A 22,488-nucleotide genomic window follows, 5' to 3' on the forward strand; every position below is an offset into this window, starting at 1 on the left:
CCCGCCCTCCGCGCCGTCTGTCGGTCCCCCAACACGCGAGCCGCAACCCGACACCCCAGGAGTTGACATGAGGGTCACCCCACACGGGCTCTCCCAACCGGTCCGTAAACGTTTCCGACGATCTCCCCAGGGCATCGTGCTGCTCGCCCTGGTGCTCATCGCCTCGGCGTACCTCTCGCTGAGCCCGACCTCCTCACAGGCCGCCGCGCCGCAACTGCTGTCCCAGGGCAAGCCCGCCACCGCCTCCTCGGTCCAGGACGCCTTCGGCGCCGCCGCGGCGGTGGACGGGAACACCGGAACCCGCTGGTCCAGCGCCGCGTCCGACCCCCAGTGGCTCCAGGTGGACCTCGGCTCCAGCCAGTCCATCACCCAGGTGGTGCTCAACTGGGAGACGGCCTACGGCAAGGCGTTCACGATCCAGACCTCGGCGAACGGCACGAGCTGGACCGACATCTACTCCACCACCACCGGCACCGGAGGCGTCCAGACCCTGGCCGTCACCGGCACCGGCCGCTACGTGCGGATGTACGGCACCCAGCGCGCCACCCAGTGGGGCTACTCGCTCTGGGAGTTCCAGGTCTACGGCGGCTCGGGCAGCGGCAACCCACCCGCGACGTGCGGCGACGGCAACGCGGCACTCGGCAAGCCGTCCAGCGCCTCGTCCACCGAGAACGCCGGCACCCCCGCGTCAGCGGCCTTCGACGGCAACGCGGGCACCCGGTGGTCGAGCGCGGCCTCCGACCCGCAGTGGGTCCAGGTCGACCTGGGCTCCGCCCAGAGCGTCTGCGGTGCCCAACTGACCTGGGAGACGGCATACGCGACGGCGTACCAGATCCAGCTTTCGACCGACGGTTCCACGTGGAACACGGTGTACTCGACCACGACCGGCGGCGGTGGAACCGAGAACCTCTCCTTCACCGGCACCGGCCGCTACGTGCGGATGTACGGCACCCAGCGCGCCACCCAGTACGGCTACTCGCTCTGGGAGTTCACCGTCCTCACCCCGGGCGGCACAGGCACCCCGCCGACCGGCGGCAACGGCGACTGCCCGTGGGTCGGTTCGACCGCGCCCGTCGCGGACCGGGTGGCGCAGGTGATGGCGCAGATGACGAACGCCGAGAAGGTGTCGATCCTGCACGGCAACAACAACGCCTCGCCGTACATCGGCAACATCAACGGCATCCCGTCGCTGTGCATCCCCGCGCTCGGGCTGCAGGACGGGCCGCACGGCGTGGGCGACGGGCTCGGCGGCGTCACCCAGATGCCGTCGGCGAACGCGTCGGCGGCCACCTGGGACACTGCGCTGGAGCAGCAGTACGGTGCCGCTATCGGTGCCGAGTTCGCCGGCAAGGGTGCGCAGGTGGCCCTCGGCCCGACGCTGAACATCGTCCGCGACCCGCGCTGGGGCCGCGCGTTCGAGACGTTCGGCGAGGACCCGTACCTCAACGGGCAGATGGCCGCCGCCGACATCAAGGGCATCCAGAGCCAGGGCGTGATGGCCGAGATGAAGCACGTGGCCGTCTACAACATCGAGAACCCGGCCGGCACCGTGATCGTCGACAACCGCACTCTCCAGGAGCTGTACCTCCCGGCCTTCCAGGCGGCGGTCGCGCAGGGCTCGCCGGCGGCCGCGATGTGCGCCTACAGCGTGGTCAACAACGTGCCGGCCTGCCAGAACCCGGCGCTGATGAACGTCGGCCTCTACCAGCAGGCGAACTTCGGCGGCTTCATCACCAGCGACTGGGGCGGCACGCACTCGACGCAGGAATCCGCCAACGCCGGACTGACGGTGGAGATGCCCAACGGGTACTTCTACGCCGACTTCCTCGCCCAGGCGGTGGCGAGCGGCACCGTCAGCCAGGCGACGCTGGACACCATGACCAGCCGGCTGCTGACCCAGTACTTCGCCTTCGGCCTGTTCGACAAGGCGCCCAGCGGCTCGACCGGCGCGACCGTCACCACCAGCGCCCACCAGCAGGTCGCCCTCCAGGGGGCCGAGGAGGGCGCGGTGCTGCTGAAGAACAACGGCATCCTGCCGCTGTCCACCGCCACCACCAAGTCGATCGCGGTGATCGGCTGGGACGGCGGCGCCGGAGTGCAGACCATCGGCGGCGGCAGCGCGACCACCACCAGTTCCGGTACGGTCTGGCCGATCACGGGCATGCAGAACCGGGTGGCGGGCACCGGCACCACGGTGCAGTACAACGACGCGACCAACCTCGACTCCGCGGTCGCCCTGGCCCGCGCCTCGGACGTGGCGATCGTCTACGCGTCGGACAACTACGGCAACGAGGAGCACGACACCACCACGCTCGACCTGCCGAACAACGGCGGCGGGTCGGTCAGCGACAACGACATGATCGCCGAGGTCGCCGCGGCGAACCCGCACACGATCGTGGTGCTCAACAACAACTCGGCGATCAACATGCCGTGGCTGGGCCAGGTCGCGGGCGTCTTCGAGGGCTTCTACCCGGGCCAGGAGATCGGCACGGCGATGGCGGCGCTGATCTTCGGCGACGTCAACCCCTCCGGCAAGCTGCCGGTGACCTTCCCGAAGTCGCTCGCCGACGTGCCCGCCAACACGGCGGCGCAGTGGCCGGGCACCAACGGACAGGTCCAGTACAGCGAGGGCCTGGACGTCGGGTACCGGTGGTACGACGCGAAGAACATCGCCCCGCTCTTCCCGTTCGGCTACGGCCTGTCCTACACCACCTTCGGGTTCAGCAACCTGCAGGTGGGGGCCTTGAGCGGCGGCACGGCGACCGTGCATGCCACGGTGACCAACACCGGGTCGCGGGCGGGCACGGAGGTCGCGCAGCTCTACGTCGGGGACCCGGCGTCCACCGGCGAGCCCGTGCACCAGTTGCGCGGGTACCAGCGCGTCACGCTCTCCCCGGGCCAGTCGCAGACGGTGGCCTTCACCGTCAGCACGCACGACCTGGCCTACTGGAACACCGCGAACAGCAACTGGACCACCGCGGCCGGCAACTACGGCATCCTCGTGGGCGACTCCTCGCGGAACCTGCCGCTGACCGGCACGCTCACCGTGCCGGCCACTGTCAACGGCAACCTGGCCGCGGCCGTGACCCCGAAGGCCGCCGCCTCCGGCCCGGCCGCGACCGCCGCGCCGCTGTCCGTGCCCAACCCGTACGGCATGAGCAGCCCGGTGCACAAGCGGGTCGACTGGGCGTACGGCGGCACCACCACGGGCGTCAGCTACACCGCGACCGGGCTGCCGCCGGGCATCTCGCTCTCGGCCGACGGGACCTTCAGCGGCGCGGCCGACACGGCGGGCACCTGGACGGTGACGGTCACCGGCCGGAACGCGGCGGGCTCCCAGGGTTCCGCGACGTTCGTCTGGACGGCGACCTGACGGCGGATCGGAGCCGCTGACACGGCACCCCCGCGGCCGGCCCGGGTCGCGGGGGTGCCCCGTATCCGGGTGCGCGCCCTGCCCTCGCCTCGGCCCGACCGCCGCCGGGGCCGTCGGAGGCTGCCCTGGCCACGGCAGTCCACCCGGGTCCGGGTCCGGGCGAACGGCTCCCCACGGGTTTGAGCGGGGCGGCTCGCCGCGGGTCTGGGGTTCGGGCTGGACAGCTCCCCGGGCCGCTTCACCCCGTCCGCGCCCGCACATCCGCGAAGAGCTTGTCCAGCAGCCCGACCAGCACCTCCCGCTCGGACGCGGACAGGCCCGCCACGAGGGTCGCCTCCCGCCCGAGCACCGCGTCGACCGACCGCTCGATCAAGGCGTGGCCGTCGTCGGTCAGCGTGACCAGGACCGTCCGTCCGCCGGTCGGCGCGGGGCCGCGGCGGACCAAACCGCCGTCCTCCGCGCGGGCCACCCGCTGCGAGACGGCACCTGCCGTGACCAGCGTGCGGCGCACGATCTCACGGGTGGAGAGGGTGTACGGCGGCCCGGCGCGCCGGAGCACCGAGAGGAGGTCGAGGGTGGCCGCGTCGATGCCGGCGGCGCGCAGCACCCGACCACGGTCGTCGGCGAAGAGCTTGGCGAGCCGCCAGATGGGCGTGACGACCTCGATCGACGAGGTCGGGGTGCCGGGGCGCTCCCGCTGCCAGGCAGCCGCGATGTCGGCGGCGGGGTAGGGCGGGGGTGTCCCCGGCGGCGCGCCGGGCGGGGCGTCGCCCGAGACGTAGGCGTCGGAGTGGACCGGGACCGGGGGGCCGGGCGCGCCCGATGCCTCCGGTGCCTCCGGTGCCTCCGGTGCCTCCCCGATGTTCGCCGCGTCCGCGGTGTCCGCCTCGCGGTCGGTCATGCCTGGGCTCCGCTCCTGCCGGGCGGCTCTCTTGCCGGTGCCGCGCGATCTGTGTTTAGCTCTAAACTTACCAGTTCGGAGAGCCGACACCGGCACCCATGAGGAGCGAAGCGTTGACCCGTACCGTGCTCGTCACCGGCGGAAGCGGCGGAATCGGCCGTGCCGTCGCCGCGCGCTTCGCCGCCGACCGTGCCCAGGTCGTGCTGACGGGGCGGCACGGCAACACCGTGGCGCGTGCCGCGGCGGAACTCGGCGTGCGCGGGGTGGTCTGCGACGCGACCGACCCGGCGCAGACCGCGGCGCTCGCGGGGCAACTGGCCACGGTGGACGTGCTGGTCAACGCCGCCGGCGGCCTGCCCGTCCCGGCGCCCGCTGGCACGCCCCCGCTGGAGGCCCTGCTCGCCGAGTGGAGTTCGAGCCTCGGCGCCAACCTGCTCAGTGCGGTGCTGACCACAGCGGCCGTCCGCGACACGCTCGCCGACGGCGGCACCGTGATCAGCGTCGGATCCATCGGCGCCGAGCGGCGCGGCGGGTCGTACGGCGCGGCCAAGGCGGCGCTCGGCGCGTGGAGCACGTCGCTGTCCGCGGAACTCGCCCCGCGCGGCGTGACCAGCAACGTGATCTCGCCCGGGTACGTCACGGGAACGGACTTCTTCCGCGGCGGTATGACCGGGGCCCGCCACACCGCCCTGGTCCAGGAGACGCACAACCAGCGCCCGGGCACCCCCGAGGACATCGCCGAGACCGCGTTCTTCCTCGCCTCCCCGGGCGCCCGGCACATCACCGGCCAGACCCTGCACGTCAACGGCGGCGCCTTCACGACGCGTTGACGCGGGCACCACCCGCGAAGTCCCGTCGGCGAGGGGGTAGAAGCGGGGGCCAACGGCTTCCGGCGCCGCGCCGTGCCGACGCGCTCGCCGAACTCGGCCACGTGACACCGGCCTTCGACATCAACGCGCGGCGCTGGTTCGGCAACCCGCAGGAGGTACCGGCGCAGTCGCCCGGCCGCCCCGGAGCTCGCGGATCCGGACCGGATGCGGACCGGATGCGGGAGATCGGCCGAGCACTGATCCCACACCGCACCACGCTGTAGAGGCTCACCACCGTGACCTGGGCCGTCCCGCTGCTGTGCGCCAGGCTCGGCCTGGTCGAATTCCAGGAAACGGCTGCGCTTCCACAGCCGGCGACGCCGGACCAGCGCCCCGCAGCGGTGTAGGTTCTCGCTACTCGTGTCCTACGGCGGTGCCGTGACCTGCGGCTTTTCACAGCGTCTCACACCATGTCCGTCCGCTGATTCCCACGGCCTGTGGCCATTTCCTCGGGCGCTGTCGCTCGGAGTTGGGCTCTGTGTCGCTTGCTAGATCACCTAGCCGTCGTCGACCAGTTCTCAGTGCAATAAGACGGCTTCCTCGTCCCAGAAGCAGCGAGCCCAAGTCGTCACGGATTTGCCGCGTCGAAGGGCTCGTCGTGCCAGCGCCAGCCAGCGGTGCCGTCGTCGTGAATGTGCAGCAGGAACTCGGCGACCCGGCCGCCGTCAGGAAACGTCAGGGTGAGCGCACCGCGTATCTGGGTGTAGCAGGCGTCGGCCCGTTCCCAGTCCTCCTCGCCGGCAGCTCGATCTTGCTCGCTGAAGAGGGAACGGAACTCCTCGAACCCGGGAAGCCTCTCGACTTCTCCGTGCACCCAGGGCATGTCGGTGCCGGTCACGGTCAGCCGGGCGATCTCTTGGTCGCCATGGTGGAGCCGCCAGATGCTGCCTGAGGCCAGGTTCGGATTGGTCATGCCTCCCATGATGACAATCGACACTGAGCGACGCTGTCGGAGATCTTGGAAAGGCCCTGACCTGTTGTCAGGAACCTGTGCTCGATAGGCTTGTGACACGGCGTGGGCGGTCAGGAGTCTGGGGTATGTCATGGCCGGTGAGATCGTCGAGTACGAGCTGGCCGCTCCCTGGGAGGGCTTCCTTGCTACGCCGGCCGCTGGCCCCGCCGAGGTGGGCGTCGTGGTGCTGTCCGGATCGAGCGGACGGATCGAGCGCGAGCGGTGTCGGCTCTTCGCCCGTGCCGGGGTGACCGCGGCGTCAATCCGATGGTTCGGCCGACATGGACAGCCGCCGGGTATCTGCGAAGTCGCGCTGGAGACTTTCGTTGCCGCGACCGAGTTGCTCCGCGAGCGCGGCGCCGAACGCGTCAGCATTCTCGGTGTGTCCAAGGGCGCCGAGGCTGCGCTTTTGGTGTCCACCTTGTCGGATTGCGCCGACGCCGTGATTGCGCTTGCGCCGACATCGGTCGTCTGGGCCAACGTCGGTCCTGGCCGCGACGGCCGGGAGCGTCCCTGTAGCTCCAGCTGGACCTGGCAGGAGCAGCCCCTGCCCTTCGTTCCCTACGACGACTCCTGGATGCCGACGGAGCCGGAAGGCACTCCGATTTCCGTGCTCGGTTCGTACGAACGCAGCCTCGCGACATACGCGGACCTGCTCCCTGCCGCAGCTATTCCTGTGGAGAGGTCCGCTGCCGAACTGGTGCTCATCGCTGGCGGCGCGGACCGGATGTGGCCCTCCTTGCGTTTCGCTCACGAGCTCGCGGACCGGTACGCCGCGACTGGGCGCGAGCTGGCTATGATCTCCCGGCCGGATGCGGGCCACCGAAGCGTCTTTCCCGGTGAAGTGGCCCGCCCCCCTCCGTCCGGTTCGACCACGGCGGTACCTCCGAAGCGGATGCGATACTCGGCGCGGCTGCCTGGCCGACCGTGCTGGCGACGGTCCTCGGTACCTGAGAGCCATGCAGATAACGACCAGCTCATCCTGCGGCGTGGGTGGCGGCGCGCCAGGACCGGGGCCGAAACGTCCTCGACGCACCAGTCACGACAGCGACTCCAACACCAGAGAGCACGAACGATGCGTTCGCCGAACGGTCACCAGCCCGCGGCCGAGCTCTCCATCGAGCCGTCGGCCTGTTCGCTGGGTCCCTGAACAGCGGTAATGGATTGCTCGCCCGGCATCTTCGTCATGATCGACAACTCGGAAACCAAGATCCCCGACAGCGTCGCTCACTGACAGGCCGGGAGTTGGATCACCCCCCACCTCCCTCTCACTCAAACCTGTCTCGACCCTCGCCTCGCAAGGTCGACACACAATACGGTGCGGCGGAACACGCTGTTGCTTTCTCCCGCGGGGGTGTGCTCGCTTCACGAATAGCCTTGGACTTCACAACTGGAGGCTCAGGGACGATCGCCGACAACGTCTCCGCTTGATCCGGGAACAGCACGACGCGAGGGTTCAAGTGAAGCGAGGAAGAGGGGCCAGAACCGCTGAGGGGCGCCCGGATGCAGATTCAGCCCACAAACGTTCGGTTCCTAGCCGGCTACCGCCGCGCGGGGCTGTTCGACTCGGACCTGGTGGCCGCTTTGCGGGCCGCTGATCTGGACGGGATGTCGCTGGGCGATGCTTTCCGGCTGCTGCCGAAGTGGCCCCGGCCTCTGGTGAAGTCGGCGGTGCTGCACCTGGTGTGGTCCGGGCATGTGACGACTGCGTTGGACCGGCCGCTGAGCGAGGGGCACGTGCTGCGGAGGGCCGCATGAACGGGGCGGGGACGAGGCTGGGGGTCGGGACGTACTTCCGACTGGGCGGCGAGACGGTCGAGGTCGTGGAGTTCGTCAGCCTGGCCACTGGCATGGAGGTCGTCCTCAAGGACGGGCGTGACCGGCTGGCCCGGATGTCGCTGCGCGAGTTACTGACCTCCGATCGCGCCGAGCTGATCCACGACAGGTCAGGCCCGTCGTCCACCGACGACGAGGGTCTCGTGGCCCCTTGCCATCGATAACGGCCTTGAGCAGAAAAGGCTGGGCAACGATGTGCCGCACGTCCGGAGCGAAGTCGGCGGACAACAGCCGCCCAGCTCCAGCCGCGACTCGTAGATCACGTGATCGCCCACGGTGGCCGACCAGTACATGCCCGAGTAGTACTGCTGCCCCTTGAACCAGCGGAACGTCCTCCACGGCCGGGCCTCGCCCAGCAGCGTGAGCGGCACCAACGGCCACTCCAGGTCCTCCACCACGACCTCGTCACCACGCCGGACACTCAGCCGTACCGGCGCGGCCACCGCTGTACCCATCGGACCACCAACCCCGCGATTCCCCAGGCAGCCCCACTGGCCGCCGAAACGCTGAGGTCCTGCCCCGGCCACGCACTCAGACGACGGCCGGGGCGGTCCTGTACACGAAGAGGGGAACTACTGGTCCACGGAGCATGATTTCCATCCCCGTGGCCAATTGGCCATGGAGTGGCCATCGCCGGTGGAAAGTGGCCACGGGATCTGGAAACCCGCAGCGGGCGGGATCAGGTGTGGGCCATGTCCACGAAGCGGGAGTAGTGGCCCTGGAAGGCGACCGTGATGGTCGCGGTGGGGCCGTTGCGGTGCTTGGCCACGATCAGGTCGGCCTCGCCGGCGCGGGGGGACTCCTTCTCGTAGGCGTCCTCACGGTGGAGGAGGATCACCATGTCGGCGTCCTGCTCGATGGAGCCGGACTCGCGCAGGTCGGAGACCATCGGCTTCTTGTCGGTGCGCTGTTCGGGCCCGCGGTTGAGCTGGGAAAGGGCGATCACGGGGACCTCCAGCTCCTTGGCGAGGAGCTTGAGGTTACGGGACATGTCCGAGACCTCCTGCTGGCGGCTCTCGGGGCGCCGGGAGCCGCCGGACTGCATGAGCTGGAGGTAGTCGATGACGACCAGCCGCAGGTCGTTGCGCTGCTTGAGCCGGCGGCACTTGGCGCGGATCTCCATCATCGACAGGTTCGGCGAGTCGTCGATGTACAGGGGCGCCTCGGTGACGTCGGACATCCGGCGGGCGACCTTCGTCCAGTCGTCGTCGGTCATGGTGCCGGAGCGCATGTGGTGCAGGGCGACCCGCGCCTCGGCGGACAGCAACCGCATCGCGATCTCGTTGCGCCCCATCTCCAGGGAGAAGATGACGCTGGGCATCTTGTGCGCGATGGAGCATGCCCGGGCGAAGTCCAGCGCGAGCGTCGACTTGCCCATGGCCGGCCGGGCGGCGATCACGATCATCTGGCCGGGGTGCAGCCCGTTGGTGAGGGAGTCGAGGTCGGTGAAGCCGGTGGGCACCCCGGACATCTGCCCGCTGCGGGAGCCGATCGCCTCGATCTCGTCGAGCGCGCCCTCCATGATGTCGCCGAGCGGCAGGTAGTCCTCGGAGGTGCGCTGCTCGGTGACGGCGTAGATCTCGGCCTGGGCGCTGTTGACGATCTCGTCGACGTCCCCGTCTGCGGCGTACCCCATCTGCGTGATGCGGGTGCCGGCCTCCACCAGGCGGCGCAGCACGGCGCGTTCGTGCACGATCTCGGCGTAGAACTCGGCGTTCGCCGCCGTGGGCACCGCGTTGACGAGGGTGTGCAGGTAGGGAGAGCCGCCGATCCGGGCGATCTCGCCGCGCTTGGTGAGTTCGGCGGCGGTGGTGATGGGGTCGGCGGGCTCGCCCCGGGCGTAGAGGTCGAGGATCGCGGTGTAGATCGTCTCGTGGGCGGGCCGGTAGAAGTCGGCGCCCTTGAGCACCTCCACGACGTCGGCGATCGCGTCCTTCGACAGCAGCATGCCGCCGAGCACGGACTGCTCGGCGTCCAGGTCCTGCGGCGGAACGCGCTCGAAGCCGCCGCCCCCCTCGGAGAAGCGGCCCTCGTCGGAGCCGCCGGCGCCGCGCTTGCGGAACTGGCTGACGGCGGGGCGCTCGTCGGGAGGGTGGTCGGCCCAGTGGTCGTCGGCGGTTTCGGGCTGGCTCATTCCCGCCACCTCCTCCTGTCCGGCCGGTTCCGCCGGACCCCGCGTGCGTGCCACTCTTTCACGGCGGTGCTCCGGTTTTCACGGCGGCACAGCCGACCAACGAGCCACCCGGCGCACGCGCTTCGCGGAGTCGGGGACGGTCCACGCTAGGCCCCCGGACCGCCCACACCAAGCCGGTTATCCACAGGGGGTGTGGATGACGGCGGCATACCTGTGGAGAACTGGCCCCAACCTGTGCACGACCCTTGGGACAGCGCTGTGGACAAGCGCGCGACCGTTCGACGGAAACAGCCCTGACCTGCACGTTCTTCGTCCATAGCCTGTGCAGGAGAAAAACTTCCGCCCCCGGCGCAAGATCATGACAAACAACGCGGAGGAGATCACGCTGCGCAGTCGGTCGTAATGATCGGAATCGCACTTCACCTCTTACTTGTGGACGGTTAGGATATCCGCCTGTGAGTCCTGTGCCCCCGACCACCGACGTGCCGGCGCCGCGCGAACCCGCCCGGCCGCCCGCGTCCGCGCGCCGCCGCCACGACCGGGAGATCGTGGCCCTCGCGCTGCCCGCCTTCGGCGCCCTGGTCGCCGAACCGCTCTTCGTCATGGTGGACAGCGCGGTTGTCGGCCACCTCGGTACGGCGCAGCTCGCCGGCCTCGGCGTCGCCGCCGCCCTGCTCACCACCGCCGTCAACGTCTTCGTCTTCCTCGCCTACGCCACCACCGCCGCCGTCGCGCGCCGGGTCGGCGCCGGCGACCTGCCCGCGGCCCTGCGGCAGGGCATGGACGGCATCTGGCTCGCCCTCCTGATCGGCGCACTCGTCATCGCCGCCGTGCTGCCGGCCGCCCCGGGCCTGGCCGACCTCTTCGGCGCCTCGCCCACCGCCGCCCCGTACGCGAGCGATTACCTGCGGATCAGCTCGCTCGGCATTCCGGCGATGCTCGTGGTGCTCGCCGCGACCGGGGTGCTGCGCGGCCTGCAGGACACCCGCACCCCGCTCTACGTGGCGGTGGCCGGCTTCACGGCCAACGCCCTCCTCAACGCGACGCTCGTCTACGGCGCGGGGCTCGGCATCGCGGGCTCCGCCTGGGGCACCGTCATCGCACAGAACGGCATGGCCGCGGTCTACCTCGCCATGGTGGTCCGAGGCGCCCGCGCGCAGGCCCCCGGCACATGGCGGTCGATGCTGCGCCCGGACGCCGCCGGAATCCGCGCCTGCGCGCGCGCCGGTGTGCCGCTGCTGGTCCGGACGATCAGCCTGCGGGCCGTCCTGATGATCGCCACCGCCGTCGCCGCCCGGCTGGGCGACACCGAGATCGCCGCCCACCAGATCACCCTCACCGTCTGGTCGCTGCTCGCCTTCGCGCTGGACGCCATCGCGATCGCCGGCCAGGCCATCATCGGCCGCTGTCTGGGCGCCGGCGACGCCGCCGGGGCGCGGGCGGCCTGCACCCGGATGATGCAGTGGGGCCTGATGTGCGGCGCCGCGCTCGGGCTGCTGGTGGTCCTGGCCCGGCCGCTGGTCGGGCCGCTCTTCAGCTCCGACCCGGCGGTGCGCCACGCGCTCGGCGCGGCCCTGCTCGTGGTGGCGGTGGCGCAACCGGTGTGCGGAGTGGTCTTCGTGCTGGACGGCGTCCTCATGGGGGCGGGCGACGGACCGTACCTGGCCGGGTCGATGCTGGTCACGCTGGCGGTCTTCGCGCCGGTCGCGTGCGCGGTCCCGGCCGCAGGAGGCGGTCTGACCGCGCTGTGGTGGGCGATGGGGCTGATGATGCTCACCCGGTTGGCGGCCCTGTGGCTGCGGTCGCGGTCCGGCCGCTGGGTGGTGACGGGCGCGAGCCGCTGAGGCCCGCGACGGTCGCACGGCAGCGCGTTCCCGGCGGCACGACGCGACCGGCCCACGTACGGGGCAGCACGTGTCCAGCAGCGCACGCCCCGCCGCACCCACCGGCCGCGCAACCCGTCCGCACGCACCGGCCGCGCAACCCGTCCGCACCCGCTGACCGCGCATACCGGCCGCACGCACGCGCCGCACGCATCGGCGGCGGACACGACGAAAGGGCCGGCTCCCTCAGGAGCCGGCCCGTTCCCGGTCCGCCCGGCCGACACGCTCCCCGTGTGTTCCACGTGGAACATGCCGGCCATGCCGCACCAAATGCCGCGTTACGCGGCCACGACCTCCAGGTCGAGGACGGCCTCGACCTCGGGGTGCAGTCGCACCGAGATCTTGTGCGCGCCGAGCGTCTTGATGGGCGAGGCCACCTCGACACGACGCTTGTCGACCTGCGGGCCACCCGCGTTCTTGATCGCCGCGGCGATGTCGGCCGGGGTGATCGACCCGAAGAGGCGACCGGTGTCGCCCGCGCGGGTGCTCAGCGTGACCTTGACGGCCTGGAGCTGGGCCTTGACGGTGTTCGCGTCCTCGAGCGAGTGGATCTCGCGGATGCGCCGGGCCCGGCGGATCTGCTCGACGTCCTTCTCGCCACCCTTGGTCCACGCGATGGCGAAGCCCCGCGGGATCAGGTAGTTGCGGGCGTAGCCCGGCTTGACGTCCACGATGTCGCCGGCGGCACCGAGGCCGCTGACCTCGTTGGTGAGGATGATCTTCGACATGCTGGTCACCCTCTCCTTATCGAGCCGTCGAGGTGTACGGCAGCAGCGCCATCTCGCGGCTGTTCTTCACCGCGGTGGCGACGTCACGCTGGTGCTGCGTGCAGTTGCCGGTGACGCGGCGGGCACGGATCTTGCCGCGGTCGGAGATGAACTTCCGCAGCATGTTCGTGTCCTTGTAGTCCACGTACACGGTCTTGTCCTTGCAGAACGCGCAGACCTTCTTCTTCGGCTTGCGCGGGGGCGGCTTCGCCATGGTGTCTCTCCTGTGAGCTCAAGAAGTGTGTGAGGGTCCGCCCTCTAGAAGGGCGGCTCGTCCGAGTAGCCGCCGCCGGAGGAGGAACCGGAGCCGCCGCCCCAGCCGCCTCCGCCGCCACCCTGGCCGCCGGCCGGTGCGCTGGTCGCCCAGGGGTCGTCGGCGGGAGCCCCGCCGCCGCCCTGCTGGCCGCCCCAGCCGCCTCCGCCGCCGGCCTGGCCACCGCCACCACCGCCGCCGTAGCCGCCCTGCTGGCCGCCGCGCCCGCCGCCGCCGCTGGTCTTGGTGACCTTGGCGGTGGCACTGCGCAGGCTGGCGCCGACCTCGTCGACGTCCAGCTCGTAGACCGTCCGCTTGACGCCTTCACGATCCTCGTACGACCGCTGCTTCAGCCGGCCCTGCACGATGACGCGCATACCGCGCTGGAGCGACTCGGCGACGTTCTCCGCCGCCTGGCGCCAGACCGAGCAGGTGAGGAAGAGGCTCTCGCCGTCCTTCCACTCGTTGGTCTGCCGGTCGAAGGTGCGGGGGGTGGACGCGACGCGGAACTTCGCGACCGCCGCACCGGAGGGGGTGAAGCGCAGCTCGGGGTCGTCGACGAGATTGCCGACGACCGTGATGACGGTCTCGCCTGCCATTGGGATGACCTCTCGACTGGCTTGGTGGGCGGTGCAGTGGTGGTGGCTGCTACTCGGTGGTCCGGTCCGGGCGAACCCGGTACTCGGTGGTCCGGTCCGGGCGAACCCGGTACTCGGTGGTCCGGTCCGGGCGAACCCGGTACTCGGTGGTCCGGTCCGGGCGAACCCGGTACTCGGTGGTCCGGTCCGGGCGAACCCGGTACTCGGTGGTCCGGAGGAACCGGATCAGTGGAGTTCCGGACGCAGGACCTTGGTCCGCAGCACCGACTCGTTCAGGTTGAGCTGGCGGTCCAGCTCCTTGACGACCTCGGGCGTGGCCTTGAGGTCGACGACCGAGTAGATGCCCTCGGGCTTCTTGTTGATCTCGTAGGCGAGACGACGACGGCCCCAGGTGTCGACCTTCTCCACACTGCCGCCGCCACTGCGGACGACGGCGAGGAAGGACTCGATCAGCGGGGAGACAGCGCGCTCCTCCAGATCGGGGTCGAGAATGAGCATGAGCTCGTAGTGACGCATAGGGGAACCCACCTCCTTTGGACTCAGCGGCCACGGCGTTTCCGTGGCAGGAGGGTTTGGCTTGCGTCGCAACGGTAACGCCGGGCACCGACAGCGCTTCCCGCGCCGCCGTCGCCCGGCGGAAGGCCGGTGCAGACCGCCCAGCGTACCCGGGTCGGTCCCCCGGGTTGAAATCCGCCCGGTTATGCCCCCAATCTGTATACATCGGGTGTGGCCGGCGCTACCTTGCGCCACCTCTCCATCACGGAGGTGCCCCATGGCACAGCAGCACACAGCCCAGGGGTCCGCGGCCCGGACCCACCGCCTCACCTTCAACACCGACGGCAGGCGCCATCCCCTGGAGAACTCGCTCCTGGCGGTCACCGTCGTCCTCGGCATCGTCGCGGTCACCACGGCCGGGTTCCACAGCCTGCACCTGGTCAGCTCCGTGACCGGGCTGGTGGGCATCCTCACCGGTGCCTGGGGCCAGTACATCTCGGTGACCACCGCCGAGCGGTTCGCCCTGATCATCGGCCTCGGGATGTCGGCGCTCGGCTTCTACCTCGGCGTCGCTCACGGCGGCTTCTCCTAGAGCAGTAGCGGCGGCGCTCCCCCCTCGCAGTAGGCTTCGGGCCAGCAAAAGCCCGCAGTCGGAGCATGGGGAGCGCCCCGTATGAGCCTGTCCCTGAGGACCATCAGTCGCGAGCAGCACCTGGCGTACATCCAGAGCCTGCCCTCGGCGAGCCACTGCCAGGTCCCGGCATGGGCCGATGTGAAGAACGAGTGGCGCTCGGAGAACCTCGGCTGGTTCGACGACGGCACCGGGCAGTTGGTCGGTGTCGGCCTGGTGCTCTACCGCCAGCTTCCCAAGGTCAAGAGGTACCTGGCGTACCTGCCCGAGGGCCCGGTGATCAACTGGTACGCGCCGAACCTCGACGAGTGGCTCCAGCCCATGCTCAAGCACTTGAAGCAGCAGGGCGCGTTCACCGTGAAGATGGGCCCCCCGGTGATCATCCGCCGCTGGGACGCCGGCGCGGTCAAGGCCGGCATCGCCGACCCGAACGTCCTGCGGCTGCGCGACGTCGAGGCCACGTACGTCGAACCGCGCGCCTTCGAGGTCGCCGACCGGCTGCGCCGGATGGGCTGGCAGCAGGGCGAGGACGGCGGCGCGGGCTTCGGCGACGTCCAGCCGCGCTACGTCTACCAGGTGCCGCTGGAGAACCGCTCGCTGGACGACATCCTCAAGGGCTTCAACCAGCTCTGGCGCCGCAACATCAAGAAGGCCGAGAAGGCCGGCGTCCAGGTGATCCAGGGCGGCTACGACGATCTGCCGGTGTGGCAGCACCTGTACGAGATCACCGCCACCCGCGACCACTTCCGGCCCCGCCCGCTGTCGTACTTCCAGCGGATGTGGACCACGCTCAACGGCGAGGACCCCAACCGGATGCGGCTCTACCTCGCCATGCACGAGGGCGAGGCGGTCGCCGCGGCCACCATGCTGACCGTCGGACAGCACGTGTGGTACTCCTACGGAGCCTCCGCCAACCACAAGCGCGAGGTGCGCCCGTCGAACGCCATGCAGTGGCGCATGCTGCGTGACGCGTACGCGATGGGCGCCAGCGTCTACGACCTGCGCGGCATCAGCGACTCCCTGGACGACAAGGACCATCTGTTCGGCCTGATCCAGTTCAAGGTGGGCACCGGCGGCCAGGCTGCCGAATACTTGGGCGAGTGGGACTTCCCGCTCAACAAGCTGCTCCACAAGGCACTCGACATCTACATGTCGCGCCGCTGACCGGCCGACTCTCCGCCCGGACGACGTCCGGACGGAGCCCCCGAGAAAGGTCCTGACCACGCGATGGCGCTCACCCTCTACGTCGACACCACGCGCTGGCGTGCGCACCAGCAGTCCGTGGTCGACCAGTTCCCCGGCATCGTGCCCGTCTGCAAGGGGAACGGCTACGGCTTCGGCCACGAACGGCTCGCCGACGAGGCGACCCGCCTGCGCTCCGACATGCTCGCGGTCGGCACCACCTACGAGGCCGCCAAGATCAAGGACTTCTTCGGCGGGGACCTGCTGGTGCTCACGCCGTACCGGCTCGGTGAGGAGCCGGTGCCGCTGCCGGACCGCGCGATCCGCTCGGTCTCCTCGGTGGAGGGGGTGCGCGGCCTGGTCGGCGCGCGGGTGGTGATCGAGGTGATGAGCTCGATGCGGCGGCACGGCGTCTCCGAGGACGACCTGGTCAAGCTGCACAGCGCGATCGACGACGTGCGCCTGGAGGGCTTCGCCATCCACCTGCCGCTGGACCGCACCGACGGCACCGACGCGGTGGAGGAGGTCTTCGGCTGGATGGAGCGGCTGCGGGCGGCCAGGCTGCCGCTGCACACGATGTTCGTCAGCCACCTCACCGCGACCGAGTTGTCCGCCCTCCGGCAGCAGTTCCCGCAGACCCGGTTCCGGGCCCGGATCGGCACGCTGATGTGGCTGGGCGACCACGACGCCACCGAGTACCGCGGCGCGGTCCTCGACGTCACCCGGATCGCCAAGGGTGAGCGCTACGGCTACCGGCAGGAGAAGGCCGCGGCCGACGGGCACCTGGTGGTGGTGGCCGGCGGTACCTCGCACGGCGTGGGCTTGGAGGCGCCGAAGGCGGTGCACGGTCTGATGCCGCGCGCGAAGGGCGTGGCCCGGGCCGGCCTGGCCACCGTCAACCGCAACCTGTCCCCCTTCGTGTGGGCGGGCAAGCAGCGGTGGTTCGCCGAGCCGCCCCACATGCAGGTGTCGATCCTCTACCTGCCCAGCGACGTGGCCCCGCCCGCGGTCGGCGACGAGCTGGTGGCGCACCTGCGGCACACCACCACCCAGTTCGACCGCATCGTGGACCGCCAGTCCGCGTAGCGGGCGACCCGGCCCGCCCCGGACCGCTCGCGCCCGCCCGGCGGAGCCCACGGGGGCCCGCCGGAGCCCAGCGGGCCCCTCACGCCCGGCGCCCCGCCCGGCGCCGCCGCGCGCCGCTCAGCCGCCGTACGGACCACCCTCGGGACGGGCCTCGGGACGGGGCCCGCCGTCGGCGTACGGCACCGGCGGCGCCGACGCGTGCTTGGGCGCGTGCACGGGCGCGCCGAGGACGAACGCGTCCTCGGCGCCGTCCAGGACCCCGCCGGCCGGGTCGTCCGCACCGCCCCGCCGCAGCACGTCGTGCTCCGGCAGCAGGATGTCGCGCACCACCAGCGCGCACAGGTACAGCACGCCGAGCAGGTGCACGCCGATCGCCAGGTGGTAGGCGTCGGCCGTCAGACCGTGGTGCTTGGTGCTGTTGAGGTACGCCAGCCGGTACCAGATGCCGAGGAAGTACAGCACCTCCGCGCCCTGCCAGATGGCCAGGTCGCGCCAGCGCGGCCGGGCCAGCACCGCCAGCGGCAGCAGCCACAGCACGTACTGCGGCGAGTAGACCTTGTTGCTGATCAGCAGCGCGGCCACCACCAGGAAGCTCAACTGGCCCAGCCGCGGCCGGCGCGGCGCGTACAGGGCGAGCGCGGCGATGCCCACACCCAGCACCAGCATCAGGGCGATGCCGTACTCGTTGACGCCGTCGAGCGCGTCGCCCGAGCGGTCGCTGACGATCATCCACAGGGAGCCGTAGTCCGTGCCCCGGTCCTTGCTGAAGGTGTAGAACTGCGCCCAGCCGTGCGGTGCGAAGGCCATCACCGGCAGGTTCACCACCACCCAGGCGACGACCGCGGCCAGCGCGGTCCGGCCGAAGTCCCGAAGGCGGCCGGCCCGCAGGCACAGCAGGAACAGCGCGCCGAGCAGCAGCACCGGGTAGAGCTTCGCGGCGGCGGCCAGGCCGATCAGCACGCCGGCCCAGCCCGTGCGGCCGCGCGACCACGCCAGCAGCCCGCCGGCCGCCAACGCGACCGCGAACAGGTCCCAGTTGATGGTGGCGGTCAGGGCGAGCGCGGGGGACAGGGCGACGAACAGGCCGTCCCACGGGCGCAGCCGGTTGGTGCGCGCCACGCACACGACCAGCGCGACCGCGCAGACCATCAGCATCCCGGAGTTGGCGATCCAGAACACCTGCGCGCTGTGCTGCCCCGATCCGGGCGGGGTCAGCCAGGACGCCACCTCCATGAACAGCCCGGTCAGCACCGGGTACTCGAGGTAGTGGATGTCGGCCGAGCCGCTGAGCGACTCGGGGATGCGGTCGAAGTACGGCACCAGGTCGGCGCCGAAGCCGCGCTGGGTGTACATGTGCGGGATGTCGGAGTAGCAGGCGTGGGCGTACTGGAGGTCGCCGGGCGGCGGCTGGAACCAGCCGCCGGAGTAGCAGGACGCCTTCTGCGCCATGCCGAGCGCGAACATGCCGATCACGACGAGCACCATGACCCGCAGCGGGTTCCACCAGCGGTGGCCGGACAGCGCCCAGCGGCCGGCCGGGCCGCCGATGAACTCGCTGCCCGCCGCGGCCACCGGGTCCTCGTCCGTGGGGCGGACGGGGGTCTGCCGCCGGTCGTCGTCTGCTCGGTAGCGCACGCTCGTCATGGCGCCATCCTGCCGTACCGGACTGTGTACGCGAGAGCCCCCGGCACCGTCACGGTGCCGGGGGCTCTCACATGCCGCTGCGCCGGCTGTACGGCGCCCGGCTCACGGCCGGGCGGTCGGCGCGGGCAGCGCGGTCAGCGCGGTCATTGCTGTCTGCTCGTGGTCTCCTCCCGGCCGGTACCGCCGTTGCCGCCGTTGCTACCGCCGTTGCTCGTCCCCGCGTTGCCGTTGCCGGCGTCGTCACCGGTGGTGGGTGACGTGGTGGGCGACGTCGGGCAGCCGAAGATCGAGGTGCACGGCGGGGTCGTGGTCTCCGTCGGCGGCGTCGTGGTCGGCGTGGTGGGCGGAGTGGTCGGGGGAGTCGTCGGCGGCGTGGTCATCGTCGTCGTCGGCGGGGTGGTCATCGTCGGCGTGGGCGTCGGGCTGGGCACGTTGCCGTAGATGACCTTGCCGATCTCCTCGGTGGGCTTCTCGAAGGTCTTCTTCGGCTGCCCGGACATCGCCGAGGTCATGTAGTCCTTCCAGATCTGCGCCGGGAAGGAGTCACCGTGCACCTTCTCCGCACCACCGGTGCCGTACATCGCGAGGAAGGGGTTGGTCTTGCCGTCGTGCACCTGGTCGTCGCGGCGGAACATGACGATCGAGGTGGAAAGCTGCGGGGTGTACCCGTCGAACCAGGCCGACTTGTTGTCGTCGGTGGTACCGGTCTTGCCCGCGGCGGGCCGCCCGCCGGGAAGCTGCGCGGGGGTACCGGTGCCCTCCTTGACCACGTCGGTGAGCATGCCGGTGATGGTGTCCGAGACCGTCGGGGAGAAGGCGACCTTGGTCTTGAGCTGGTGCTTGTAGATCTGCTTGCCGTTGTGGACGACCGTGGAGACCGAGTACGGGTCGTTCTGCCGGCCGTGGTTGTCGAAGGTGGCGTAGCCGTCGGCCATCCGGATCGCGCTGGGCGAGGAGGTGCCGATGGAGTACGTGACGCTGTTCTTGTAGTCGTCGAGGCCGTTCGAGGCGTCGGCGACCAGGCCGGCGGAGATCGCGGCGTCGTGCACCTTGTCCGTGCCGACGTCCTGGCCGAGCTGGACGTACGGCGAGTTCAGCGACTTGTCCAGCGCCACGCGCAGGGTGACCCGGTCGTAGTTGTCGCCGTCGTCGTTGGGCTGGCGCCACTGGAACGGCTTGTTGTCCTTGTCGTACCCGACCCAGGGCTTGCCGGTGTAGTCGTCGATGAGCTGGTTGTCCTTACCGCTGAACTCGCTGTCCGGCGAGACCAGGGTCCGTTCGCTCTCGCTCTGGGTGGCCGGCCCGTCGGGATCCCGGGCACCGTAGGTCATCGCCGCGGCGAGCACGTACGGCTTGAAGGTCGAACCGACCTGGGCGCCGGTCTCGTCGGCGTTGTTGGTGAAGTGCTTGGTCGCGTCGGTGCCGCCGTAGATGGCCACGATCGCCCCGTCGGACGGGTTCACCGAGGCGCCGCCGAACTGGACGTACTTGTCCATGTCCTCGCCCTTGACCACGTGGGTGCCGGGCTTGATGTACTGCTTCTGCACCTTCTTGACCGCGGCTTCCATCGCCTCCACCTTCGGCTTCTGGAAGGTGGTGTGGATCTGGTAGCCGCCCTGGTTGAGCTGGTCGGCGGTGAGGACCTTGTTGTTGATCACGTAGCTCTTGGCGAGGTTGACCATGTAGCCGATCTGGCCGGCCATCTGCGCGTTCTGCTTGACCGGGTCGGGCATCGGGTAGGTCGTGTACTTCGCCCGATCGGTGGCGGACAGCAGCTTGTCCTTGACCTCCAGGTCGAGGATGTCCTTCCACCGGATCATCGAGTTCTTCTTGTTGCTCGCCGCCGTGGCGATCGGGTCGATGCTGGTGTTGCCCGCCGGGTCGTAGTACGTCGGGCCCTTGAGCAGCGCGGCGAGGAAGGCGCACTGGCTCGGGTTCAGCTTGATCGCGTCGACGCCGTAGTACGTGCGGGCCGCCGCCTGGATGCCGTAGGCGCCGCGGCCGAAGTAGGAGGTGTTGAGGTAGCCCTCCATGATCTCGGACTTCTTCATCGTGGCCCCGACCTTGATCGAGATGAAGAGTTCCTTGAACTTCCGGCTGAACGTCTGCTGCTGGTCGAGCCGGGTGTTCTTCACGTACTGCTGGGTGATGGTCGAGCCGCCCTGGGTCTCGCCGCCCCTGGCCATGTTCAGCAGCGCGCGGGCGATGCCCTTGGGGTCGATGCCGCGGTCGGTCTCGAAGGTCTTGTTCTCGCCGGCGATCACCGCGTTCTGCATCGCCTGGGGGATCTCGTCGATCGTGATGTTCTGGCGGTTGATCTCGCCGCCGGTCGCGATCATCTGGCTGCCGTCGGCCCAGTAGTAGACGTTGTTCTGCGCCTGGGCGGCGAGGTTCTCGTTGGGAACGCTCACCATCGCGTACGCGATGCCGATCAGCCCGACCAGCCCGCCGACGAAGCCGACGCACAGGGCCGTGACCTGGCGCCAGGACGGCATCCAGTGGCGCCAGCCCACCTTCCCGTAGCGGGGGTAGTCGATGAGGCGCTTCTTGCCGGGGCGGCGGCCGCCCCGTCCGGCCGGACCGCCCGCGGCACCGCCACCGGCCGCCGCGCGGCGCCTGCCGCCCTTGCCCCGTCCCTGAGCGGCCCGCCGGGCGGCCGCGCGGCCCTCGTACGGTTGCTGCCGCTCGTCGCCTCCACCCGGGCCGCCGGACGGTGACTCCGCCGCGTACGCGCCGCCGGCCGGCGGGGTGTCTCCGGGAGGGGTCCCGCCCGCGGCGCGCCCGCCACCGGAGGGAGGGGGCGTCGGCTGCTGTCCCCCGCGCCGGGCGGCAGCACGGCCGCCTGAGGGCGACTGCGGCGGCTTGCGACGGTGCTCGCTCATTGAACAGCTACTCCTCGACAGGCGGGATCGCCTGAAGGCATCGGTGACATTCCGGTCGGGTCCCCCTGCGTGCGGCTGGATCGGGCCGCACTGCACCAAGGATCATGACGCGTCTTGACGCCACGGGGTTCCCGGTGCTCCGCATGGCGAACAGAGTACGCACGGTCAAATGCCGCTCGGCACGAACGTTCGTCACATATCGGGCAGTTGGCTGCTCACAGGTTTGCCGATGTGACGCCGGTCACCGTGCCTCGCCTTGCATGACGTCTCGGCCCGTTCTATCGTCACGATGTATCGACTCGATACATCGGGTCGACACACACGCGGCACTTCCGATCGAGAACCGAGGGGACGAGGGATTGAGCAAGCGCTCCGGAATCCTCGAGTTCGCGGTTCTCGGTCTGCTGCGTGAGTCCCCGATGCACGGCTACGAGCTGCGCAAGCGGCTCAACACATCGCTCGGGGTGTTCCGCGCCTTCAGCTACGGGACGTTGTACCCGTGCCTGAAGATGCTGGTCGCCCAGGGGTGGCTGATCGAGGAATCCGCGCTGGACGGCGACCCGCTGGCCACGCCCCTCGCCGGTCGCCGGGCGAAGATCGTCTACCGGTTGACGGCCGCGGGCAAGGAGCACTTCGAGGAGCTGCTCGCCAACTCCGGCCCCGATGCCTGGGAGGACGAGCACTTCGCCGCCCGGTTCGCCTTCTTCGGCCAGACGTCGAAGGACGTCCGGATGAGGGTGCTCGAAGGGCGGCGCAGCCGCCTGGAAGAACGCCTGGAGAGGATGCGCGGGTCGCTGGCCCGCACCCGGGAGCGGCTCGACGACTACACGCTCGAGCTGCAGCGGCACGGCATGGAGTCGGTGGAGCGCGAGGTCCGGTGGCTCAACGAGCTGATCGAGACCGAGCGGGCCGGACGCGTGGAGCGTCCGCTCTCCGAGCGGGACGACTAGACAACAACCAAGAGAACGGCGGCCGACCCGGGATCGGGGAACCGCGTGACT

At 70.4% G+C, this 22,488-nt stretch carries 19 protein-coding genes; 10 read left to right on the plus strand and 9 right to left on the minus strand.

The features are described 5' to 3' along the window. Positions 1 to 67: 67 nt before the first annotated feature. Positions 68 to 3,373 carry a discoidin domain-containing protein gene (locus RVR_RS17745; protein WP_202234790.1) on the plus strand — a complete coding sequence of 1,102 codons (3,306 nt, stop codon included), beginning with the start codon at positions 68 to 70 and terminating at the stop codon, positions 3,371 to 3,373. 238 nt (positions 3,374 to 3,611) lie between these two features. Here RVR_RS17745 and RVR_RS17750 read toward each other — a convergent pair whose 3' ends face one another. Next, positions 3,612 to 4,274 carry a MarR family winged helix-turn-helix transcriptional regulator gene (locus RVR_RS17750; protein WP_202234791.1) on the minus strand — a complete coding sequence of 221 codons (663 nt, stop codon included), beginning with the start codon at positions 4,272 to 4,274 and terminating at the stop codon, positions 3,612 to 3,614. 113 nt (positions 4,275 to 4,387) lie between these two features. On the opposite strand from RVR_RS17750, the gene RVR_RS17755 reads away from it, so the two are divergent. Next, a complete protein-coding gene (locus RVR_RS17755; RefSeq protein WP_202234792.1) occupies positions 4,388 to 5,104 on the plus strand; it encodes an SDR family NAD(P)-dependent oxidoreductase in 717 nt (238 codons plus the stop codon). 607 nt (positions 5,105 to 5,711) lie between these two features. On the opposite strand, the gene RVR_RS17760 is transcribed toward RVR_RS17755, so the two are convergent. Then, positions 5,712 to 6,056, minus strand: a complete 345-nt coding sequence (locus RVR_RS17760) for a hypothetical protein (protein ID WP_202234793.1) — start codon at positions 6,054 to 6,056, stop codon at positions 5,712 to 5,714. A 130-nt stretch (positions 6,057 to 6,186) separates the two neighbouring features. Between RVR_RS17760 and RVR_RS17765 the strand changes: the two genes are divergently transcribed. The 3 genes from RVR_RS17765 (at position 6,187) to RVR_RS17775 (ending at position 8,095) form a co-directional block, all read left to right on the plus strand. Next, complete coding sequence (locus RVR_RS17765; RefSeq protein ID WP_237404809.1) at positions 6,187 to 7,245, plus strand: acyl-CoA thioester hydrolase/BAAT C-terminal domain-containing protein; 1,059 nt, start codon at positions 6,187 to 6,189, stop codon at positions 7,243 to 7,245. Positions 7,246 to 7,598: 353 nt separating this feature from the next. Further along, complete coding sequence (locus RVR_RS17770) at positions 7,599 to 7,853, plus strand: hypothetical protein (protein ID WP_202234794.1); 255 nt, start codon at positions 7,599 to 7,601, stop codon at positions 7,851 to 7,853. Further along, positions 7,850 to 8,095 carry a hypothetical protein gene (locus RVR_RS17775; protein ID WP_202234795.1) on the plus strand — a complete coding sequence of 82 codons (246 nt, stop codon included), beginning with the start codon at positions 7,850 to 7,852 and terminating at the stop codon, positions 8,093 to 8,095. The genes RVR_RS17770 and RVR_RS17775 overlap by 4 nt, the downstream gene beginning before the upstream one ends. Positions 8,096 to 8,610: 515 nt before the next feature. Here RVR_RS17775 and dnaB read toward each other — a convergent pair. Next, a complete protein-coding gene (gene dnaB / locus RVR_RS17780) occupies positions 8,611 to 10,065 on the minus strand; it encodes a replicative DNA helicase (protein ID WP_202234796.1) in 1,455 nt (484 codons plus the stop codon). A gap of 464 nt (positions 10,066 to 10,529) precedes the next feature. On the opposite strand from dnaB, the gene RVR_RS17785 reads away from it, so the two are divergent. Next, the gene (locus RVR_RS17785; RefSeq protein WP_430393237.1) at positions 10,530 to 11,909 is read left to right on the plus strand and encodes an MATE family efflux transporter; all 1,380 of its coding nucleotides are present in this window, start codon (positions 10,530 to 10,532) and stop codon (positions 11,907 to 11,909) included. A gap of 317 nt (positions 11,910 to 12,226) precedes the next feature. Here the strand turns inward: RVR_RS17785 and rplI are convergent, their stop codons facing one another. The 4 genes from rplI to rpsF form a co-directional block, all read right to left on the minus strand. Further along, positions 12,227 to 12,676 (minus strand): 50S ribosomal protein L9, encoded by a 450-nt coding sequence (rplI, locus tag RVR_RS17790; RefSeq protein WP_202234797.1) that lies wholly within the window; start codon positions 12,674 to 12,676, stop codon positions 12,227 to 12,229. 16 nt (positions 12,677 to 12,692) lie between these two features. Next, the gene (rpsR, locus tag RVR_RS17795; RefSeq protein ID WP_031512678.1) at positions 12,693 to 12,929 is read right to left on the minus strand and encodes a 30S ribosomal protein S18; all 237 of its coding nucleotides are present in this window, start codon (positions 12,927 to 12,929) and stop codon (positions 12,693 to 12,695) included. Positions 12,930 to 12,973: 44 nt separating this feature from the next. After that, on the minus strand, positions 12,974 to 13,567 hold the full coding sequence (locus RVR_RS17800; protein ID WP_202234798.1) for a single-stranded DNA-binding protein: 594 nt from the start codon (positions 13,565 to 13,567) through the stop codon (positions 12,974 to 12,976). 225 nt (positions 13,568 to 13,792) lie between these two features. After that, the gene (rpsF, locus tag RVR_RS17805; protein ID WP_202234799.1) at positions 13,793 to 14,083 is read right to left on the minus strand and encodes a 30S ribosomal protein S6; all 291 of its coding nucleotides are present in this window, start codon (positions 14,081 to 14,083) and stop codon (positions 13,793 to 13,795) included. Between the two features lie 256 nt (positions 14,084 to 14,339). Here rpsF and RVR_RS17810 point away from each other — a divergent pair, with 256 nt between their 5' ends. From RVR_RS17810 to RVR_RS17820, 3 genes are all read left to right on the plus strand, one after another. Beyond that, complete coding sequence (locus RVR_RS17810) at positions 14,340 to 14,654, plus strand: hypothetical protein (protein ID WP_202234800.1); 315 nt, start codon at positions 14,340 to 14,342, stop codon at positions 14,652 to 14,654. Positions 14,655 to 14,735: 81 nt separating this feature from the next. Next, positions 14,736 to 15,857 carry a lipid II:glycine glycyltransferase FemX gene (locus tag RVR_RS17815; RefSeq protein WP_202234801.1) on the plus strand — a complete coding sequence of 374 codons (1,122 nt, stop codon included), beginning with the start codon at positions 14,736 to 14,738 and terminating at the stop codon, positions 15,855 to 15,857. 63 nt (positions 15,858 to 15,920) lie between these two features. Continuing rightward, on the plus strand, positions 15,921 to 16,961 hold the full coding sequence (locus RVR_RS17820) for an alanine racemase (protein WP_202234802.1): 1,041 nt from the start codon (positions 15,921 to 15,923) through the stop codon (positions 16,959 to 16,961). Between the two features lie 117 nt (positions 16,962 to 17,078). On the opposite strand, the gene RVR_RS17825 is transcribed toward RVR_RS17820, so the two are convergent. Further along, entirely contained in the window at positions 17,079 to 18,605 is a 1,527-nt protein-coding gene (locus tag RVR_RS17825) for a glycosyltransferase family 87 protein (protein WP_202234803.1), read from the minus strand. Positions 18,606 to 18,748: 143 nt separating this feature from the next. Continuing rightward, positions 18,749 to 21,487: a transglycosylase domain-containing protein gene (locus tag RVR_RS17830; protein WP_202234804.1), complete on the minus strand. Its 2,739-nt coding sequence runs from the start codon at positions 21,485 to 21,487 to the stop codon at positions 18,749 to 18,751. 359 nt (positions 21,488 to 21,846) lie between these two features. On the opposite strand from RVR_RS17830, the gene RVR_RS17835 reads away from it, so the two are divergent. Continuing rightward, positions 21,847 to 22,437, plus strand: coding sequence for a PadR family transcriptional regulator (locus RVR_RS17835; protein ID WP_202234805.1), 591 nt, complete (start codon positions 21,847 to 21,849; stop codon positions 22,435 to 22,437). The last annotated feature ends 51 nt before the right edge of the window (positions 22,438 to 22,488 follow it).

The organism is Streptomyces sp. SN-593, assembly GCF_016756395.1.
Lineage (GTDB): Bacteria > Actinomycetota > Actinomycetes > Streptomycetales > Streptomycetaceae > Actinacidiphila > Actinacidiphila reveromycinica.